The sequence below is a fragment of the Cupriavidus sp. FW305-46 genome, assembly GCF_058787075.1.
The window spans coordinates 56,653-76,212 of record NZ_JBYSZI010000025.1 but is presented as its reverse complement, the minus strand read 5'-3'; the positions used below and the strand labels follow the sequence as shown (position 1 = coordinate 76,212).

The window sequence follows — 19,560 nt, the reverse complement described above, 5'->3', positions numbered from 1 at the left end:
AGACATGACTAACAACGTTTCCGCGATGCCCGCGGGCAAGGCCGCCGCACGCGGCGCCGCACCGGGACAATCGCTCAAGAATGCGATCACGGCCGCCGTGATGACGGCCATCCTGACCATTCCCATCCTGGGCCTGCAGCTCAAGCTGGAAGGCTACAAGGTCGTGCTGGAGCCGCACTGGCGGCCGGTGTGGATCGCCGTGGCGGCGGTCTTCCTGTTCCAGCTGTTCAAGCCGCTGCTGTCGCGCGCCGGCAGCGCGGTGCGCCTGCCGGCGGTGCCGCAGCTGGGCGCCCGGCAGCAGCGCGTGGCGGTATGGGTGCTGCTGGCGGTCGGGCTGGTGTGGCCGTTCTTCGGCTCGCGCGGCGCGGTCGACGTGGCCACGCTGGCGCTGATCTACGTGATCCTGGGCCTGGGCCTGAATATCGTGGTGGGCTATGCCGGCCTGCTCGACCTGGGCTATGTCGGCTTCTACGCCATCGGCGGCTACACCTACGCGCTGCTCAACCAGTATTTCGGGCTGGGCTTCTGGGAATGCCTGCCGATCGCCGCCGCGATGTCGGCCACCTTCGGCTTCCTGCTGGGGTTCCCGGTGCTGCGTTTGCGCGGCGACTACCTGGCCATCGTGACACTTGGCTTCGGCGAGATCATCCGCCTGCTGGCCAATAACCTGACCAGCCTGACCGGCGGCCCGGATGGCGTGTCCGGCATCCCGAAGCCGACCGTGTTCGGCATCGAGATGGCGCGCAGCGCGAGCGTGGAGGGCGCCAAGACCTTTCATGACCTGCTGGGCTGGGACTACAGCGGCCAGCACATGGTGATCTTCCTGTACCTGCTGGCGCTGCTGCTGGTGGGCTTCACGCTGTTCGTCACCAGCCGCCTGATCCGCATGCCGATGGGCCGCGCCTGGGAAGCGCTGCGCGACGACGAGATCGCGTGCCGCTCGCTGGGCCTGAACCCGACCCGCATCAAGCTGTCGGCGTTCACGCTGGGGGCTTCGTTCGCCGGCATCGGCGGCGCTTTCTTCGCGGCGCGCCAGGGCCTGGTCAATCCGGAATCGTTCACCTTCATCGAGTCGGCGCTGATCCTCGCCGTGGTGGTGCTGGGCGGCATGGGTTCGCAGCTGGGCGTGATCCTGGCGGCGATCCTGCTGACGGTGCTGCCCGAGGTGGCGCGCGGTTTTGCCGAATATCGCATGCTGATCTTCGGCCTGGTGATGGTGCTGATGATGATGTGGCGTCCGCAGGGCCTGCTGCCCGCGAGCCGTCCCCACGTGGAGTTGCCGAAATGAGCGCGGATTTGCTGAAAGTCTCCGGCCTGCAGATGCGCTTCGGCGGCTTGCTGGCCGTGGACGGTATTGATTTCAATGTGCGCAGCGACGAGGTCTTCGCCATCATCGGCCCCAATGGCGCCGGCAAGACCACGGTGTTCAACTGCGTGGGCGGCTTCTACAAGCCCACCGCGGGCGAGGTCACGCTGGACGGCCACGCCATCGCCGGCCTGCCCAGCCACCAGGTGGCGCGCAAGGGCCTGGTGCGGACCTTCCAGAACATCCGCCTGTTCAAGTCGCTGACGGTGGTGGAAAACCTGCTGGTGGCGCAGCACCGCCAGGTGCAGGCGGGCATCCTGCGCGGCTTGTTCGCTACGCCGGCCTACCGCCGCGCCGAGCGCGAGGCGCTGGAGCGCGCCGCGGTCTGGCTCGAACGCATGGGGCTGACCTCGGTGGCCAACCGCGAGGCGGGCACGCTGTCGTACGGCCACCAGCGCCGGCTGGAGATTGCGCGCTGCATGATCACCAAGCCGCGCCTGTTGATGCTGGACGAGCCGGCGGCCGGCCTGAACCCGCAGGAGAAGATCGAGCTGCAGCAGCTGATCGACCAGCTGCGGCGCGAGTTCGGCATCTCGGTGCTGCTGATCGAGCACGACATGAGCCTGGTGATGGGCGTGTCCGACCGCATCCTGGTGATGGAGCACGGCAAGCCGATCGTGATTGGCAAGCCCGAGCAAGTGCGCAACGACCCGCGCGTGATCAAGGCCTACCTGGGAGAGGACTGATGCTGAAGCTGGAACAGGTCCATACCCACTACGGCGCCGTCGAGGCGCTGTCGGGCGTATCGATCGAAGTCAACAAGGGGGAGATCGTCACCCTGATCGGCAGCAACGGCGCCGGCAAGACGACGCTGATGATGACCGTGTGCGGCACGCCGCGCGCGTCCAGCGGACGCGTGACGTTCGAAGGGCAGGACATCACCAACCGGTCCACGCACGAGATCATGCGCTTGGGGCTCGCGATCTCGCCCGAGGGCCGGCGCGTGTTCCCGAGCCTGACGGTGCTGGAGAACCTGAAGATGGGCGCTTTCTTCGCCAGGCGCGACGAGATCGAGGCGGGCATCGAGCACGTCTTCAAGCTGTTCCCGCGCCTGAACCAGCGCGCCAGCCAGCGCGCCGGCACCATGTCGGGCGGCGAGCAGCAGATGCTGGCGATCGGCCGCGCGCTGATGAGCCGGCCGCGCCTGCTGCTGCTGGACGAGCCCACGCTCGGTCTGGCGCCGCTGATCATCGCGCAGATCTTCGACATCATCCGCACCATTCGTGACGAAGGCGTCACTGTGTTCCTGGTCGAGCAGAACGCCAACAAGGCGCTGCAGGTCGCGGACCGCGGCTATGTGCTCGAAACCGGCAAGGTGGTGCTGGCTGATACCGGCGCCAACCTGCTGGCCAACGACCGGATCAAGGCCGCCTACCTGGGCGGCTGAGCCCAAGAGGCCGCGGCCCCGCCGGGCGGGCCGCGGCCTTTTCCTTTTCGCCATCCGCGAAATCCCCCTTTCGCCAATCACATTACATTGCAGCCGCTGCCCGGGCCGGGCAGGGGGCTGAGTGCCATACCCCCTGTGGCATAATCAATTGCCAAGTCAAGCATTGCGGCAACGCTTGAAGTAACGCTCGCTTCAGGCGGCTTCCGGCGCGATTATCGCTATCGCCACCCGCTCGCCACCGCGACCGAAGCGAATAAAACCCCTGCAAACTACCGCGCGGTCACCGCGGACCACTCCTGCAAAGGATCGGTCTTCCGGCCCGCCATCGCATCATGGCCAAGACGCTCTACGACAAACTCTGGGATGACCATACCGTCCACGTCGAGGAAGACGGCACCACGCTGCTCTATATCGACCGCCACCTGCTGCATGAAGTGACCAGCCCGCAGGCGTTCGAGGGGCTGAAGCTGGCGGAGCGTCCGGTATGGCGCATCAGCGCCAACCTGGCCGTGTCGGACCACAACGTGCCGACCACCGACCGCAGCCACGGCATTGCCGATCCGGTATCGAAGCTGCAGGTCGATACGCTGGATGCCAACTGCGACAGCTACGGCATCACCCAGTTCAAGATGAACGACCACCGCCAGGGCATCGTGCACGTGATCGGGCCGGAGCAGGGCGCGACGCTGCCGGGCATGACGGTGGTGTGCGGCGACTCGCATACCAGCACGCATGGCGCGTTTGGCGCGCTGGCGCATGGCATCGGCACGTCGGAAGTGGAGCACGTGCTGGCCACGCAGACGCTGCTGGGCAAGAAGGCCAAGAACATGCTGGTCAAGGTGGAAGGCAAGCTGCCGCGCGGCTGCACCGCCAAGGACATCGTGCTGGCCGTGATCGGCAAGATCGGCACCGCGGGCGGCACCGGCTACACCATCGAGTTCGCCGGCTCGGCCATCCGCGACCTGACCATGGAAGGCCGCATGACGGTCTGCAACATGGCCATCGAGGCGGGCGCGCGCGCCGGCCTGGTGGCGGTGGACGACGTCACGCTCGAATACGTGAAGGGCCGCCCCTACGCGCCGCAGGGCGTGGAGTGGGAGCAGGCCGTGGCCTACTGGCGCACGCTGCATTCGGATGCCGGGGCGAAGTTCGACCAGGTGGTCGAGCTGCGCGCCGAGGATGTCCGTCCGCAGGTGACCTGGGGTACCTCGCCGGAAATGGTGATCAGCATCGAAGACCGCGTGCCGGACCCAGAGAAGGAAAAGGACCCGAACAAGCGCAACGCGATGGAGCGCGCGCTCGAATACATGGGCCTGCAGCCCAACGTGCCGGTCGAGAGCATCAATATCGACAAGGTCTTCATCGGTTCGTGCACCAACAGCCGCATCGAAGACATGCGCGCCGCCGCGTGGGTGGTGCAGAAGCTTGGCCGCAAGGTTGCCGGCAACGTGAAGCTGGCGATGGTGGTGCCGGGCTCGGGCCTGGTCAAGGAACAGGCCGAGCGCGAAGGCCTGGACAAGATCTTCAAGGCCGCCGGTTTTGAATGGCGCGAGCCGGGCTGCTCGATGTGCCTGGCGATGAATGCCGACCGCCTCGAGGCAGGCGAGCGTTGCGCGTCGACTTCGAACCGCAACTTCGAAGGCCGCCAGGGCGCGGGCGGGCGCACCCACCTGGTGAGCCCGGCGATGGCAGCGGCCGCAGCCATCGAAGGCCATTTCGTCGATATCCGCAAGCTGGGCTGAAGAAGCAAGGAAAGAGAACATGGACAAGTTCACCGTACACAGCGGCCTCGTAGCCCCGCTCGACCGCGAGAACGTCGATACCGACGCCATCATCCCGAAGCAGTTCCTGAAGTCGATCAAGCGCACCGGCTTCGGCCCCAACCTGTTCGACGAGTGGCGCTACAAGGACGTCGGCGAGCCCGGCATGGACAACAGCAAGCGTCCGCTGAACCCGGACTTCGTGCTGAACCAGCCGCGCTACCAGGGCGCGTCGATCCTGCTGGCGCGCCGCAACTTCGGCTGCGGCAGCTCGCGCGAGCACGCGCCGTGGGCGCTGACCCAATACGGCTTCCGCGCCGTGATCGCGCCCAGCTTTGCCGACATCTTCTTCAACAACTGCTACAAGAACGGCCTGTTGCCGGTGGTGCTGACCGAACAGCAGGTCGACCACCTGTTCAACGAGACCAACGCCTTCAACGGCTACAAGCTGACCATCGACCTGGACAAGCAGGTGGTGCTGACGGCGGGCGGCCAGGCGTATGAGTTCGACATCGCCCCGTTCCGCAAGTACTGCATGCTGAACGGCTTCGACGATATCGGCCTGACGCTGCGCCATGCCGACAAGATCAAGGCCTATGAGGCCGAGCGCGTGGCCAGGATGCCGTGGCTGAACAACCGCCTGGTCGGATAAGACTCAACGAGGAAAGACAACAATGAAGATCGCAGTCCTGCCGGGTGACGGCATCGGTCCCGAAATCGTCGCGGAGGCCGTCAAGGTCCTGAACGCGCTCGACGAGAAGTTCGAGCTGGAAACCGCCCCGGTGGGCGGCGCCGGCTACGAGGCCGAAGGCCATCCGCTGCCGGAAAACACCCTGAAGCTGGCCAAGGAAGCCGACGCCATCCTGTTCGGCGCCGTCGGCGACTGGAAGTACGACAGCCTGGATCGTCCGCTGCGTCCGGAGCAGGCCATCCTGGGCCTGCGCAAGCACCTGCAGCTGTTCGCCAACTTCCGCCCGGCGATCTGCTATCCGGAACTGACCGGCGCCTCGAGCCTGAAGCCCGAGCTGGTGGCCGGCCTGGACATCCTGATCGTGCGCGAACTGAACGGCGACATCTACTTCGGCCAGCCGCGCGGCGTGCGCGAAGCGCCGGACGGCCTGTTCAAGGGCGCGCGCGAAGGCTTCGACACCATGCGCTACAGCGAGCCGGAAATCCGCCGCATCGCCCATGTGGCGTTCCAGGCCGCGGCCAAGCGCGGCAAGAAGCTGTGCAGCGTCGACAAGGCCAACGTGCTCGAGACCTTCCAGTTCTGGAAGGACATCGTGATCGAGGTGCACAAGGAGTACCCGGAGGTCGAGCTGTCGCACATGTACGTCGACAACGCGGCCATGCAGCTGGTCAAGGCGCCCAAGAGCTTCGACGTGATCGTCACCGGCAATATGTTCGGCGACATCCTGTCGGATGAGGCCGCCATGCTGACCGGCTCGATCGGCATGCTGCCGTCGGCGTCGCTGGATGCCAACAACAAGGGCCTGTACGAGCCGTCGCACGGCTCTGCGCCGGACATCGCCGGCAAGGGCGTGGCTAACCCACTGGCGACGATCCTGTCGGCGGCGATGATGCTGCGCTACTCGCTGAACCGCGCCGAGCAGGCCGACCGCATCGAGAGCGCCGTCAAGAAGGTGCTGGCCCAGGGCTACCGCACCGGTGACATCCTGACGCCGGGTTGCAAGCAGGTCGGTACCCGCGAGATGGGTGACGCCGTGCTGGCGGCACTGTAAGTCACACCGGAAGGGGGCACTGCGCGAGTAGTGCCCCCTTTGTCTGATTTGTCCCCGTTATTTCCCGTATCTGCACGCTGCGGCAGCGCCGCAAAATCGTGTAGACTCTGCCGATGGCCCGATTTTCCCAGTCCACCCTGACTGCTGTTGCTGCCCTGACCGCTACCCGCGGCCCGGTCTGCACGATTTCGCTCGGCCAGACCGCAACGACGATTAAAACCATTATTAAAACCGCGATCGCCTAGATCCGTTCGTCGTGCCTGCCCGTCTTCCCCGCGCAGCCACGCCGGGCGAGGAAAATGGCGGGGAAGTAAAAATCACATCCGAGGTAAATCATGATTGTAGGTCTCGTCGGTTGGCGGGGAATGGTCGGCAGCGTCCTGATGCAGCGCATGCAGGAAGAGCGTGATTTCGACCATATCGAGCCCGTCTTCTTCAGCACGTCCAATGCCGGCGGCAAGGCGCCCGCCATGGCGAAGAACGAAACCACGCTGAAAGATGCCAATGACATCGAAGCGCTGAAGAAGTGCGACGTGGTGCTGACCGCCCAGGGCGGCGACTACACCAACGAGGTCTTCCCCAAGCTGCGCGCGGCCGGCTGGAAGGGCTACTGGATCGACGCGGCGTCCTCGCTGCGGATGAAGGACGATGCCATCATCGTGCTGGATCCGGTCAACCAGGATGTGATCAAGGACGCGCTGTCCAAGGGCGTCAAGAATTTCATCGGCGGCAACTGCACGGTCAGCTGCATGCTGATGGGCCTCGGCGGCCTGTTCGAGGCCGACCTGATCGAGTGGATGACGTCGATGACGTACCAGGCCGCTTCCGGCGGCGGCGCGCAGCATATGCGCGAGCTGCTGACGCAGTTCGGCACGCTGAACGCGTCGGTCAAGCCGCTGCTGGACAACCCGGCCTCGGCCATCCTGGAAATCGACCGCACCATCCTGGCGACCCAGCACGGCCTGTCCGCCGAGGAAACCAAGCAGTTCGGCGTGCCGCTGGCCGGCAACCTGATCCCCTGGATCGACAAGGACCTGGGCAATGGCCAGTCCAAGGAAGAATGGAAGGGCGGCGCCGAGACCAACAAGATCCTGGGCCGCGGCGAAGGCTTCCTGGGTGCGACCGGCGCCACGCCGATCGCCGTCGACGGCCTGTGCGTGCGCATCGGCGCCATGCGCTGCCACTCGCAGGCGCTGACCATCAAGCTGCGCAAGGATGTGCCGCTCGATGAGATCGAAGGCATGCTCGCCGCCCACAACCCGTGGGCCAAGGTGGTGCCGAATACGCGTGAAGCCAGCATGACCGATCTGACCCCGGCTGCCGTGACCGGCACGCTGACGATTCCGGTCGGACGCCTGCGCAAGATGCAGATGGGCGGCGAGTACCTGTCCGCGTTCACGGTCGGCGACCAGCTGCTGTGGGGCGCGGCCGAGCCGCTGCGCCGCATGCTGCGTATCCTGATCGAGTCCTGATCGAGTCCTGATCCGGTGCTCCCGCCTGTTGCCTGGTTGCGTCCGTTGCAGCCAGGCAACAGAATGGACCGCTTTGCCGACAACGCCGCGCCCATGCGCGGCGTTGTTGTATCCGGGCGCCTATTTTCCTTGGTGATGCGTCACAATACGCCGGCATGCGCTTCGCGCCAGGCAGGGTTTGGCGTCTGCGCGCGGCTGGAGAAGGGGTGCGCCGAGAACGCCCCGCCAGCCTGCCGGACCTGGTTTTGGGGTCGGTCTGTCGATTCATATCGCTACTAAAACATAACGGAGCATAAGGTGAGTGTGAGCCAACATCGCCGGAAAGATGCGCCTACCGCCCGTCAGCGCTGGTCAACGCTGGCCGTCACGGCACTGGGCCTGCTGCTTGCGCAGCCGGCCGCATATGCCGCGGGGTTCGGGCAATTGCGGGTTCAGTCGAATCTGGGGCAGCCGTTGCAGGCTGAGATCGACATCAGTGGGGTCAGTGCCGAAGAGGCCGCCGGGCTCAGCGTCAAGCTGGCGTCGCCAGCGGCGTATGCCGCGGCCGGGCTGACCTACCTGCCGGCCGTCAGCAGCCTGCGGCTGGAGGTGGAGCGCCGCCCGAACGGCAGCTATGTGGCCCGGGTCCGCTCCAACCAGCCGATCAGCGAGCCCTTTGTCGACATCCTGGTCGACATGAGCTGGGCCAGCGGCAAGGTCTCGCGCGCCTATACCTTCCTGCTTGACCCTGCCGGGGCCAAGCCTTCGAACCAGACCTTCTCGCCGGCGACGGTGGTGCAGGCGGCGACGCCGGATGCGCCGCCCGTAGCGGCACCGGCACCTGCCGCCGCGCCGCAGCCTGCGCCGGCCCAGGAAGCCGCGCCCGCCGCGGCTGCCGAGGCAGTCAAGCCAGCCGCGCCCGCGCGCCCGGCCCGCCAGAGCGCAAAGCGGGCGCCGGCACCGGCCGCCAGCGGCAGCACCGAGATGGCACCCGGCGGCGGCTACACCGTGCAGCGCGGCGACACGCTCTACGCCATTGCCGGCGAGGCCGTGCAAGGCCAGGAATCGGTCTCGCTGGACCAGATGCTGGTGGCGCTCTACCGTAACAATCCCAACGCCTTTATCGGCGGCAACATGAACCGGCTGCGCAGCGGCGCGGTGCTGCAGGTCCCGACCCAGCAGCAGGCGCAAGCCGTCGCACCCAAGGCCGCCCGCCGCGAGGTGGTGGCGCGCACGCAGGGCTTCGATGCCTACCGCGGCCGGCTGGCCAGCGCTGCTGCGGCCAAGTCGGTCGAGCCCGACAGCGGCCGCCAGCAGTCCGGCAACGTGACCGCCCGGGTGCAGGAGCAGGCCGCCCCGACCGACGGCCCGCGCGATGAACTGAAGCTCAGCAAGGCCGCGCGTGGCGCACAGGCCGACGCCGCGGCCAGGGCCGAAGCCGGCGTCGCGCGCGAGCGTGAGCTCAAGGAGGCGCAAGCCCGCCTGGCGCAGCTGGAAAAGAACGTCGGCGACATGCAGAAGCTGCTCGAGCTGAAGAACGCCGAGATCGCCAAGCTGAGCCAGGCCAACCAGGCGGTGCTGGCCGAGAAGGAAAAGGCTGAGGCCGCGGCCAAGGCCGCGGCGGCGGCGCCGACCGTGGTGGCGGCCCAGCCGCCGAAGGCCGATGCCGTGGCCCCGGCCCCGGTTGCGGTCGCCGCGACGGCTGCCGCAACCGCAGCCAGCGCCCCGGCAGCGGCCGGCGCCAGCGCCGCCGACGCCGTGGCGCCTGCGGCAGCCTCAGCGGTGGCAGCGGCCCCCGCTTCGCAGCCGGCTGCCGCCGTTCCTGCCAGCGCAGCGCAGGCTGCCGCCGCCGCGTCGGCCCCCGCTGCCAAGCGTCCGCCGGTGGTGGCCCAGCCCGAGCCGGTGCCCGAACCGTCGTTCATCGATGGCCTGCTGGCCAACCCCATGCTGCTGCCCGGCGGTGGCCTGCTGGTGGCGCTGCTCGGCGTCTATGCGATCTATCGCCGCCGCCAGCAGCAGAAGGCGAGCGAGGCGACCGGCTTCGGCGACAGCATCCTGTCGCAGGAAAGCACGGTGATGGCCGGTGCCAATTCGCTGTTCGGCACGGCCGGGGGGCAGAGCGTCGACACCTCGCAGCACAGCGTGTTCGGCGCGGACTTCCGCATCGGCAACAACACGCCGGAAGCCAACGAGGTCGACCCGATCGCCGAGGCCGAGGTCTATATCGCCTATGGGCGCGATGTGCAGGCGGAGGAAATCCTGCGCGAAGCCCTGGAGAAGAACCCGGAGCAGCAGCCGGTGCGGCTCAAGCTCCTGGAGATTTACAGCAACAGACAGGATGTGGAAGGTTTCCGCGTGATTGCAGAAGAAATGTTCGCCCAGACCGGCGGACACGGGGCGGAATGGCTGAAGGCAGCAGAAATGGGGCGCGCGCTCGAGCCAGGCAACGCGCTCTTCCTGGCGGTGACGCCCGAAGCGGCGGGGCCGGATACGACATCGCCGGCAACCGACCAGTGGCGCACCCAGGACCCGTCGCAGAATCCGGCCTCGATCCCGCGGCTGGAGCCGTCGCTGGGTGACCTGGCGCTGCCGCTGGATGCCTTCCCGGCCCCGGCGGCCGGCGAGCCGATCGTGGCGCCTGCTTCCGCGGCGATGGTGTTTGGCGCTGACGCGCACGACGCCGGCGAGCCGGTGCGGCTGGATCTCGGCCTGCCGGGCAGCGGCGCCGACCCGCTTGCCGACGACGTTCCCACCCTCGACACGCCGACCCGCGGCCGTCCGCTGGAGTTCGACATGTCGGGGCTGTCGCTTGACCTGGGCAGCGCCCCGCAAGCCGATGCCGGCGGCAAGGACGTGCCGGACGAGGCCACCTTGCCGCTGCCCGCCACCACCATGCTGCGCGACGGCAAGCTGGTCGAGCCGATCGACCTGTCGCGCGTGGCGCCTGAAACCGGCGGCGACCTCACGCACGGGGGTTCGCCGAGCACGCTGTCGGTCGACGGCGTGGACGGCGGGCGCGACATGCAGATCAAGCTTGACCTGGCTCGTGCCTATATCGAGATCGGCGACAAGGAAGGGGCGCGCGAACTGCTGCAGGAAGTGGTCGAGCAGTCGCAGGATCCGCTGCAGGCGGAGGCCCGTTCGCTGCTGCTGGAAGTGGCCTGAGCTATCATTGACGGTCCGGCCGCGGCACGCGCTGCCGCAGCCTGAAGCGATGCGCCGGAAGCGTCCCTTCCGGCGCATTTGCTTTTTCGGCGGACCTGGCGTGGACCACTGCGCCCGGACGTACCCGCCGCCTTGCCTGATCCCCTGACATGAACCGCATCGCTCTTGGCCTGCACTACGACGGCACCGCCTTTTCCGGCTGGCAGTCGCAGCCGCACCGCAATACCGTGCAGGATCACCTGGAAGACGCCATCGAGCGCTTTGCCGGCGTGCGCCTGCTGACCACCGTGGCGGGGCGCACCGATACCGGCGTGCATGCGCTCGGCCAGGTCATCCACCTGGACACGGCGCTCGAGCGCGAGCCATTTTCCTGGGTGCGCGGCGTCAACGCCTTCCTGCCGCCGTCGATCGCGCTGCAATGGGCGCTGCCGGTGGACCAGGGTTTCCACGCGCGTTTCCTGGCGTTCGAGCGCATGTATTACTACGCGCTCTACACCGGGCCTCACCGCGTGCCGCTGGTGCACGGCCGCGCCGGCTACCAGATGCTGCCGCCGGGCCAGCGGCTCGACGTCGACGCCATGCGCGAGGCCGCCGCATGCCTGCTCGGCGAGCATGACTTCTCTGCCTTCCGCGCCGCCGAATGCCAGGCCAAGTCGCCGGTCAAGACCATGTACGACGTCACCATCAAGGATGACGGCAACTGGGTGTTCCTGCGCTTTCGCGCCAGCGCCTTCCTGCACCATATGGTGCGCAACCTGATGGGCTGCCTGGTGGCGGTGGGGCGCGGACGCTACCCGGCGCACTGGCTGGCGCAGGTGCTGGCCGGGCGCGAGCGCAAGCTGGCGGCGCCGACCTTCATGCCGGACGGCCTCTACCTGGTCGGCGTCAAGTATCCTGATCCTTACCAGATCCCCGCGGCCGATCCGTCCGCGAGCCTGTTCCATGGAGTGTTCGATGACGCAGCCTGAGGCCGCCGAAGGCAGCACGGCGGGCAGCACAGTGCACATGCCGGCCCGCACCCGCATCAAGATCTGCGGCCTGACGCGCGAGGACGACGTGCGCGCGGCCGTGGACGCCGGCGCCGACGCCATCGGGCTGGTGTTCTACCCGAACAGCCCGCGCTACGTCGACGTGGCGCGCGCCGCCGCGCTGGCCGAGGCCGCCGGGCCGTTCGTGGCGATCACCGGGCTGTTCGTCAATGCCGACCTGGAAGACATCGCCCATGTGGCCGAGCGCGTGCCGCTGACGCTGCTGCAACTGCACGGCGACGAGACCCCGCAGTTCTGCACGCAGGCGGCGCAGCGCTGCCGGCTGCCCTTCATGCGCGCCGCCCGTGTGCGCCCGGGGCTTGATTTGGTAGAATTTGCCGATCAATACCGTGATGCCGCTGCCTTGCTGCTCGATGCCTTCGTCGAAGGCTACGGCGGTGGCGGCCACGTTTTCGACTGGACCCTGATTCCCCCGGCATGGCTTCCGCCTACTCCCCCGGTACCAGCTACCGGCAACCCGAACGCAAGCGGCGCTCCTCGCATCGTTTTGAGTGGTGGGTTGAACGCGCAAAACGTCGCTGGCGCGATTGAACGCGTGCGGCCCTACGCTGTGGACGTCAGCAGCGGGGTAGAGGCCGCCAAGGGCGTGAAGGACCACGCCCGCATCGCCGCGTTCGTGCGCGCTGTGCGCAGTGCCGAGGCCGGATGAGCCGGGCCGTGTCCCGCGTCTTTCCCCATGCCGCCCGTGGCCTGCCGCATGCGCGCACACGCATCGCAGTCAACCATGCGCCCTTGCCGGATGAGGCAAGGCCGCTGTTCCGAAGAGTCTAGACATGTACGACCTGCCCGATTCCCGTGGCCATTTCGGCCCCTATGGCGGCACCTTCGTGTCCGAAACGCTGGTCCACGCGCTCGATGAGCTGCGCGAGGCCTATGCGCACTACCAGAAGGATCCGGAGTTCGATGCCGAATACCGCCGCGAACTGAAGCACTTTGTCGGCCGCCCGTCGCCGATCTACCACGCGCAGCGCTGGAGCGAGACGCTCGGCGGGGCGCAGATCTACTTCAAGCGCGAAGACCTGAACCATACCGGCGCGCACAAGATCAACAACGTGATCGGCCAGGCGCTGCTGGCCAAGCGCATGGGCAAGCCGCGCGTGATCGCCGAGACCGGGGCAGGGCAGCATGGCGTGGCCACTGCCACCATCGCCGCGCGCTTCGGCATGGAGTGCGTGGTCTACATGGGGGCCGAGGACGTCAAGCGCCAGGCCGCCAACGTCTACCGCATGAAGCTGCTGGGCGCCACCGTGGTGCCGGTGGAAAGCGGCTCGCGCACGCTCAAGGACGCGCTCAATGAAGCCATGCGCGACTGGGTCACCAACGTCGAGAACACCTTCTACATCATCGGCACCGTGGCCGGCCCGCATCCGTACCCGATGATGGTGCGCGACTTCCAGTGCGTGATCGGCGAGGAAGCCAAGGTGCAGATGCCGGAGATGACGGGACGCCAGCCGGATGCCGTGATCGCCTGCGTCGGCGGCGGCTCCAATGCCATGGGCATCTTCTACCCGTATATCGAGCACCAGGACGTGCAGCTGATCGGCGTGGAAGCCGCCGGCGACGGCCTCGACACCGGCCGCCACGCGGCCTCGCTGACCGGCGGCACGCCGGGCGTGCTGCACGGCAACCGCACCTACCTGCTGCAGGACGCCAACGGCCAGATCATCGAGACCCATTCGGTGTCGGCCGGCCTGGACTACCCGGGCGTGGGCCCCGAGCATGCCTGGCTCAAGGACAGCGGCCGTGCGCAGTACGTGCCGATCACGGATGAAGAAGCGCTCAAGGCCTTCCACGACTGCTGCCGCATCGAGGGCATCATCCCGGCGCTGGAATCGAGCCACGCCATCGCCTATGCCTGCAAGCTGGCGCCGACGCTGCCCAAGGACAAGCTGCTGCTGGTGAACCTGTCCGGCCGCGGCGACAAGGACATGCACACCGTGGCCGAGCGCGCGGGGCTCAAGCTCTGATGCGCGCGCTGCCTCCGACCGGACTTGCCGTGGGCGGCGCGGGTGCACCGGATGCGTCCGGTGCGCCCGATTCCGCCCAGTTGCGCCTGTTCCAGGAAGACATGTTCGAGGGCATTGCCCGCCTGCCGGACGGCTCGGTCGACCTGATCGTCGCCGATCCGCCCTATGGGCTGGGCAAGGACTACGGCAACGATTCCGACCTGCTGTCGGGCCAGGAGTATCTGGACTGGTCCGAGCGCTGGATGAACGCGGTCGTGCCCAAGCTCGCGCCCAAGGGCACGCTCTACCTGTTCTGCACCTGGCAGTATTCGCCCGAGCTGTTCGTGATGCTCAAGCGGCGCCTGACCATGATCAACGAGATCATCTGGGACCGCCGCGTGCCCAGCATGGGCGGCACCACGCGCAAGTTCTCGTCGGTGCACGACAACATCGGCTTTTTTGCGCGCGCGCGCGACTACTACTTCGATCTCGACCCGGTCCGCATTCCCTACGACCCCGAGACCAAGAAGGCGCGCAGCCGTCCGCGTTTCGAAGGCAAGAAGTGGCTCGAGGTGGGCTACAACCCGAAGGACCTGTGGAGCGTCTCGCGCATCCACCGCCAGGACCCGGAGCGCGCCAACCACCCGACGCAGAAGCCGCTGGAGATCGTCGAGCGCATGGTGCTGTCAAGCTGCCCCCCGGGCGGCCTGGTGCTGGATCCGTTCGCCGGCAGCGGCACCACCGCGGTGGCCTGCCTGCGCCACGGACGGCGCTTTGCCGGCTTCGAGATCAATCCGGAGTATGTGCAGGTGGCGTGCGGCCGTGTGTCCGCCGCCGCCGCGGCTCTTGCCGTCACGAGCGCGGCGGCCGAGCCTGCCGCCACCCCAACCCTGGCCGCCGCCAACGACGATGTCTCGCCGGCGCCGCGGCCTCACCTGATTCCCTGATATGTCCCGTATCCAGAAGACGTTCGCGGCGCTGGCCGCGCAGCAGAAGAAGGGCCTGATTCCGTTTATCACCGCCGGCGATCCCGAGCCCGGCCTGACCGTGGCGCTGATGCATGCGCTGGTGGCGGGCGGCGCCGACGTGATCGAGCTGGGCGTGCCGTTCTCCGACCCGATGGCCGACGGCCCGGTGATCCAGCGCGCCTCCGAGCGCGCGCTGGCGCAGGGCGTGTCGCTGACCCAGGTGCTGCAGTGGGTGCGCGAGTTCCGCCAGACCAATGCCGACACCCCGGTGGTGCTGATGGGCTACGCCAACCCGATCGAGTGCATGGGCGAGCAGGTCTTTGCCGCCGCCGCGCGCGAAGCCGGCGTCGACGGCGTGCTGGTGGTCGACTATCCGCCCGAGGAGTGCGAGTCGTTCGCCACGCTGATGCGCGACAACGGCATGGACCCGATCTTCCTGCTGGCGCCGACTTCGACCGATGCCCGCATCGAGGCCGTGGCGCGCGTGGCCAGCGGCTACCTGTACTACGTGTCGCTCAAGGGCGTGACCGGCTCGGCCGCGATCGACCTGGACAGCGTGGCGGCGCGCCTGCCGCTGATCAAGCAGCATGCCAACCTCCCGGTGGGCGTGGGCTTCGGCATCCGCGACGCGCAGACCGCGCGCGCGATCGGCAGCGTGGCCGATGCCGTGGTAATCGGCAGCCGCCTGGTGCAGCTGCTGGAGGACACGCCGCGCGAACAGGCGGTGGCGACGCTGCAGGCGTTTATCGCCGAGATCCGCCAGGCGCTGGATAGTTGAAGTGATCTAATGCCGGCCTGATGAAACTTCAGAAGTGCGTCAATGTGCGCAAATCGCGCGTTGCGCTTCGAGGTCACCGGGCCGGCATGGTAAATTCGCGGGTTGATTCCCTGCCATCTGCCAACAGGCGTCCCGACACCGGGCTTGCCGGCGGACCGCAGTCATCCGAAAGGAGCTTTCATGAGCTGGTTGGATAAACTCCTGCCCCCCAAGATTCAACAGACCGACCCCAGCACCCGCAAGGGCATCCCTGAGGGATTGTGGGTCAAGTGCCCGTCGTGCGAGTCCACCCTGTACCGGACCGACGTCGAGGCCAACCTGCACGTCTGCCCCAAGTGCGACCACCATATGCGCATCAGCGCCCGGGCGCGCCTGGACGGGCTGCTGGACGCCGAAGGCCGCTATGAGATCGGCCAGGAGATCGTGCCGGTCGACGCACTCAAGTTCAAGGATTCCAAGAAGTACCCGGACCGCATCAAGGCCGCCATGGAAGACACCGGCGAGACCGATGCCATGGTGGTGATGGGCGGTGCCATCCACACCATCCCGGTGGTGGTGAGCTGCTTCGAGTTCGAGTTCATGGGCGGTTCGATGGGCTCGGTGGTGGGTGAGCGCTTCGTGCGCGGCGCGCAGGCAGCGCTGGAGCAGAAGGTGCCGTTCATCTGCTTTACCGCCACCGGCGGCGCGCGCATGCAGGAAAGCCTGCTGTCGCTGCTGCAGATGGCCAAGACCACCTCGATGCTGAACCAGCTGAGCGCGGCCAAGCTGCCGTTCATCAGCGTGCTGACCGACCCGACCATGGGCGGCGTGTCGGCCAGCTTCGCCTTCCTGGGCGACGTGGTGATCGCCGAGCCCAAGGCGCTGATCGGCTTTGCCGGCCCGCGCGTGATCGAGCAGACCGTGCGCGAGAAGCTGCCGGAAGGCTTCCAGCGCTCGGAGTTCCTGATCCAGAAGGGCGCCATCGACATGATCGTCGACCGCCGCAAGATGCGCGCGGAACTGGCGCAGCTGCTGGCGCTGCTGCAGAAGCAGCCGGCCGACGCGGTGGCATAACAACGTCTGCATGGCAGATCAAGGGCGCGGGTGGTTGACGCGCCTTTCGCTTTTCTTGGCCGCCCCGGCAGCTATCTCGGGGCCGGGCGCAAGCCTGGCCTTGACTTTGCCGCTGGCTGGCCAAATCTGGTAGCAACAGCTTTTCCTCGCACCCCACATGCCTGTCTTCCATACGCTCCCCGAATGGCTTGCCCATCTCGAAACCGCCCATCCCGTGGGCATCGACATGGGCCTGGCGCGCATCACGCGCGTGAAGGAGGCCCTCGGGCTGCGCATCGACGCCGTGGTGCTCACGGTGGGCGGCACCAACGGCAAGGGCTCTACCTGCGCGATGCTCGAGCGCATCCTGCTGGAGGCCGGCTACAAGGTGGGCTGCCATACCTCGCCGCACCTGATCTCGTTCAACGAGCGCGCCCGCATCAATGGCGAGATCGCCACCGATGCGCAGCTGCTGCCGCATTTCGAGGCGGTCGAGCGCGCGCGCAACAGCTTTGCCGACCCGGTCAGCCTGACCTACTTCGAGTTCACCACGCTGGCGATCATCCATGCCTTCGCCGCGGCCGGGCTGGACGCGATCATCCTGGAAGTGGGCCTGGGCGGGCGCCTGGACGCGGTCAACGTGATCGATACCGATTGCGCCATCGTCACCAGCGTCGATATCGACCATACCCAGTACCTGGGCCATACGCGCGAGGAGATCGGCTTCGAGAAGGCCGGCATCTTCCGCCCGGGCGTGCCCGCGATCTGCGGCGACCCGATGCCGCCCAAGTCGCTGGTGGCGCACGCCGAGGCCGTCGGCGCCGAGTTGTGGCTGGTGGGGCGCGACTACCATTTCCACGCCGCCAGGGGCCAGGAGCGCCAGCAATGGGACTGGAGCGGCGGCGGGCGCAAGCTTAACGGCCTGGGCTACCCGGCGCTGCGAGGCGCCAACCAGCTGCTCAACGCGGCGGCGGCGCTGGCCGCGCTGCAGGCCATGCGCCCGCGCCTGCCGGTCAGCGCACAGGAAGTGCGCAACGGCCTGGCCTTTGTCGAGCTGCCGGGCCGCTTCCAGGTGCTGCCGGGCCGCCCGGCGGTGATCCTGGACGTGGCGCACAATCCGCATGCAGCGGCCACGCTGGGGCAGAACCTGGAGAACATGGGGTTCTTCCGCTACACCTATGCGGTGTTTGGCGCGATGCAGGACAAGGACATCGCCGGGGTGCTGCAGCACGTGGCCGACAAGGTCGACCACTGGTGCCTGTGCGACCTGCCGACCGAGCGCGCCGCCAGTGCCGCGGACCTGCTCGCCAAGCTGGAGGCGGGCGGATTCCGCCCCGGCCCGGACGCCACCGCGGCCTGCTTCTCCAGCCCCGAGGCGGCATTCCGCGATGCCATCGAGCGAGCCACCGAGAATGATAGAATTCTGGTCTTCGGATCGTTCTATACCGTCGCCGGCGTGATGGCCTATCGTGCCACGCAGGCTAACTGAAGCAGGCGCCCCGGCGCCCGCTGACCTGGCAACCCCGGCGGCCTTGGCCGATCAATGAGCGGCAAACGCAACGAGCGGCCCCACAAGGCCGTATCACCGAACCAATCTATGGGCCTGCTTTCGCTGTTTTCTTCCCGCAAGGGCAACGACCCGGCACCCGAGCGTGCGCGGCGCCAGCGCACCGACACGGGTGCAGGCATCGCCTCGTCGCGCCGTCTGGCCGATGACTATGCCGACGATACGCTCGACCCCGAATTCCCGCAGAAGCAGCGCGCGCGCCGCCGCCTGATCGGCGCCGTGGTGCTGATGGTGGCCGCCGTGATCGTGCTGCCGATCGTGTTCGAGACCAAGCCGCGGCCGGTGTCCGAGGACGTCTCGGTAAAGGTCGCAAACGGGGTCACCGGCGCGCAGGGGGCGCAGAAGCCCCGCGTCGAGCCGCGCAAGGCCGACCCGCTGCCGCCCACGCCGGCGGCGCGCAATGATGCCGAGGCGCTGGACGCCGGCGAAGAAATCGTCAGCGCGCCCAAGCCCGCGGCCACTGCCGCAGCCGCCGCGGACAAGCCCGCGCAACGGGCTGAAGCCAAGCCCGAAGCCAAGCCGGGCAGCGGCAAGTACCTGATCCTGATCGGCGCTTTTTCTTCCGAAGAACGCGCCAAGGGCTGGCTGGCCAAGCTCAAGGCGAGCAAGGTCCCGGCCTATGTCGAAAAGAAAATGCTGGCCGATGGCGAGCGCATCCTGCTGCGTGCCGGCCCCTTCAGCGACCGTGACGCCGCCGACGCTGCCGACAAGCGCGTGCGCGCGGTGGGGCTGACCTCGAAGGTCGTGGAACAGTAAGGGGCAAGCACGGCCGGCGCCTGTGCCCGGCCGCAAGCAACGATGCAGCCGACTTTCTTCGACTATGCCGTGGTCTTCATCCTGCTGGCCTCGGGCGTGCTCGGCGTGCTGCGCGGCCTGGTGCGCGAGGTGCTCTCGCTGATCGGCTGGGTGGTGGCGTTCTGGGTGGCGTTCCGCTATGGCGCGGTGGCCGCGGGCTGGATGCCTGAATCGATGCCTGGCGGCGAGCTGGCGCGCCATGCGCTGGGCTTCGTGGTGCTGCTGATCGGCACCGTGCTGGGCGCCTCGCTGGCTGGCATGGTGGTCGGGCAGCTGCTGGAGAGCACCGGGCTCAAGCCCGCCGACCGCGGGCTGGGGCTGATGTTCGGCCTGCTGCGCGGCGTGCTGCTGGTGATGGTGATGGTCACGCTGGCCAGCCTGACCAAATTGCCGGAAGAACCGTTCTGGCGCGACGCGGTAAGCCGCCCTTATGTGATGCAGGCCATGGAATCGGTGAAGCCATGGCTGCCGCCGGAGCTGGCGAAGTACGTCAAGACATGAAGCCGGGCATGGTGCCCGGTCGGTAGTACGCAGGCCTTTGGGTCCGGGGGATT

At 67.6% G+C, this 19,560-nt stretch carries 18 protein-coding genes; all 18 read left to right on the top strand.

The features are described 5' to 3' along the window. The first annotated feature begins 4 nt into the window (after nucleotides 1-4). The 18 genes from AC3WON_RS14510 (at nucleotide 5) to AC3WON_RS14425 (ending at nucleotide 19,507) form a co-directional block, all read left to right on the top strand. Complete coding sequence (locus AC3WON_RS14510; protein ID WP_492319825.1) at nucleotides 5-1,288, top strand: high-affinity branched-chain amino acid ABC transporter permease LivM; 1,284 nt, start codon at nucleotides 5-7, stop codon at nucleotides 1,286-1,288. Then, nucleotides 1,285-2,052 carry a high-affinity branched-chain amino acid ABC transporter ATP-binding protein LivG gene (gene livG / locus AC3WON_RS14505; RefSeq protein ID WP_492319826.1) on the top strand — a complete coding sequence of 256 codons (768 nt, stop codon included), beginning with the start codon at nucleotides 1,285-1,287 and terminating at the stop codon, nucleotides 2,050-2,052. The genes AC3WON_RS14510 and livG overlap by 4 nt, the downstream gene beginning before the upstream one ends. Further along, nucleotides 2,052-2,753, top strand: a complete 702-nt coding sequence (locus tag AC3WON_RS14500) for an ABC transporter ATP-binding protein (RefSeq protein ID WP_010814626.1) — start codon at nucleotides 2,052-2,054, stop codon at nucleotides 2,751-2,753. Before livG ends, AC3WON_RS14500 begins: the two co-directional genes overlap by 1 nt. Before the next feature lie 332 nt (nucleotides 2,754-3,085). Next, nucleotides 3,086-4,495: a 3-isopropylmalate dehydratase large subunit gene (leuC, locus tag AC3WON_RS14495; RefSeq protein WP_492352074.1), complete on the top strand. Its 1,410-nt coding sequence runs from the start codon at nucleotides 3,086-3,088 to the stop codon at nucleotides 4,493-4,495. Nucleotides 4,496-4,514: 19 nt separating this feature from the next. Continuing rightward, on the top strand, nucleotides 4,515-5,165 hold the full coding sequence (leuD, locus tag AC3WON_RS14490) for a 3-isopropylmalate dehydratase small subunit (RefSeq protein ID WP_492319828.1): 651 nt from the start codon (nucleotides 4,515-4,517) through the stop codon (nucleotides 5,163-5,165). A 22-nt stretch (nucleotides 5,166-5,187) separates the two neighbouring features. Next, a complete protein-coding gene (gene leuB / locus AC3WON_RS14485) occupies nucleotides 5,188-6,255 on the top strand; it encodes a 3-isopropylmalate dehydrogenase (RefSeq protein ID WP_492352073.1) in 1,068 nt (355 codons plus the stop codon). Nucleotides 6,256-6,368: 113 nt separating this feature from the next. Beyond that, the gene (locus AC3WON_RS14480; protein WP_492352072.1) at nucleotides 6,369-6,500 is read left to right on the top strand and encodes a hypothetical protein; all 132 of its coding nucleotides are present in this window, start codon (nucleotides 6,369-6,371) and stop codon (nucleotides 6,498-6,500) included. A gap of 90 nt (nucleotides 6,501-6,590) precedes the next feature. Further along, nucleotides 6,591-7,727: an aspartate-semialdehyde dehydrogenase gene (asd, locus tag AC3WON_RS14475; RefSeq protein ID WP_492352071.1), complete on the top strand. Its 1,137-nt coding sequence runs from the start codon at nucleotides 6,591-6,593 to the stop codon at nucleotides 7,725-7,727. Nucleotides 7,728-8,024: 297 nt separating this feature from the next. After that, on the top strand, nucleotides 8,025-10,871 hold the full coding sequence (locus AC3WON_RS14470; RefSeq protein WP_492352070.1) for a motility hub landmark protein FimV: 2,847 nt from the start codon (nucleotides 8,025-8,027) through the stop codon (nucleotides 10,869-10,871). A 149-nt stretch (nucleotides 10,872-11,020) separates the two neighbouring features. Next, a complete protein-coding gene (truA, locus tag AC3WON_RS14465; RefSeq protein ID WP_492319832.1) occupies nucleotides 11,021-11,839 on the top strand; it encodes a tRNA pseudouridine(38-40) synthase TruA in 819 nt (272 codons plus the stop codon). Beyond that, on the top strand, nucleotides 11,826-12,569 hold the full coding sequence (locus tag AC3WON_RS14460) for a phosphoribosylanthranilate isomerase (RefSeq protein ID WP_492352069.1): 744 nt from the start codon (nucleotides 11,826-11,828) through the stop codon (nucleotides 12,567-12,569). The genes truA and AC3WON_RS14460 overlap by 14 nt, the downstream gene beginning before the upstream one ends. A 124-nt stretch (nucleotides 12,570-12,693) precedes the next feature. Next, nucleotides 12,694-13,887: a tryptophan synthase subunit beta gene (gene trpB, locus AC3WON_RS14455; RefSeq protein ID WP_010814634.1), complete on the top strand. Its 1,194-nt coding sequence runs from the start codon at nucleotides 12,694-12,696 to the stop codon at nucleotides 13,885-13,887. Then, nucleotides 13,887-14,813: a DNA-methyltransferase gene (locus tag AC3WON_RS14450; protein WP_492319834.1), complete on the top strand. Its 927-nt coding sequence runs from the start codon at nucleotides 13,887-13,889 to the stop codon at nucleotides 14,811-14,813. Before trpB ends, AC3WON_RS14450 begins: the two co-directional genes overlap by 1 nt. 1 nt (nucleotide 14,814) lies before the next feature. Continuing rightward, entirely contained in the window at nucleotides 14,815-15,612 is a 798-nt protein-coding gene (trpA, locus tag AC3WON_RS14445; protein WP_010814636.1) for a tryptophan synthase subunit alpha, read from the top strand. 180 nt (nucleotides 15,613-15,792) lie between these two features. Next, a complete protein-coding gene (gene accD / locus AC3WON_RS14440; protein WP_340521382.1) occupies nucleotides 15,793-16,665 on the top strand; it encodes an acetyl-CoA carboxylase, carboxyltransferase subunit beta in 873 nt (290 codons plus the stop codon). A gap of 157 nt (nucleotides 16,666-16,822) precedes the next feature. Beyond that, nucleotides 16,823-18,133 carry a bifunctional tetrahydrofolate synthase/dihydrofolate synthase gene (gene folC / locus AC3WON_RS14435; RefSeq protein WP_492352068.1) on the top strand — a complete coding sequence of 437 codons (1,311 nt, stop codon included), beginning with the start codon at nucleotides 16,823-16,825 and terminating at the stop codon, nucleotides 18,131-18,133. A gap of 108 nt (nucleotides 18,134-18,241) precedes the next feature. Then, nucleotides 18,242-18,967 (top strand): SPOR domain-containing protein, encoded by a 726-nt coding sequence (locus AC3WON_RS14430; RefSeq protein WP_316150772.1) that lies wholly within the window; start codon nucleotides 18,242-18,244, stop codon nucleotides 18,965-18,967. Nucleotides 18,968-19,009: 42 nt separating this feature from the next. After that, complete coding sequence (locus AC3WON_RS14425) at nucleotides 19,010-19,507, top strand: CvpA family protein (RefSeq protein WP_010814640.1); 498 nt, start codon at nucleotides 19,010-19,012, stop codon at nucleotides 19,505-19,507. Nucleotides 19,508-19,560: the final 53 nt, after the last annotated feature.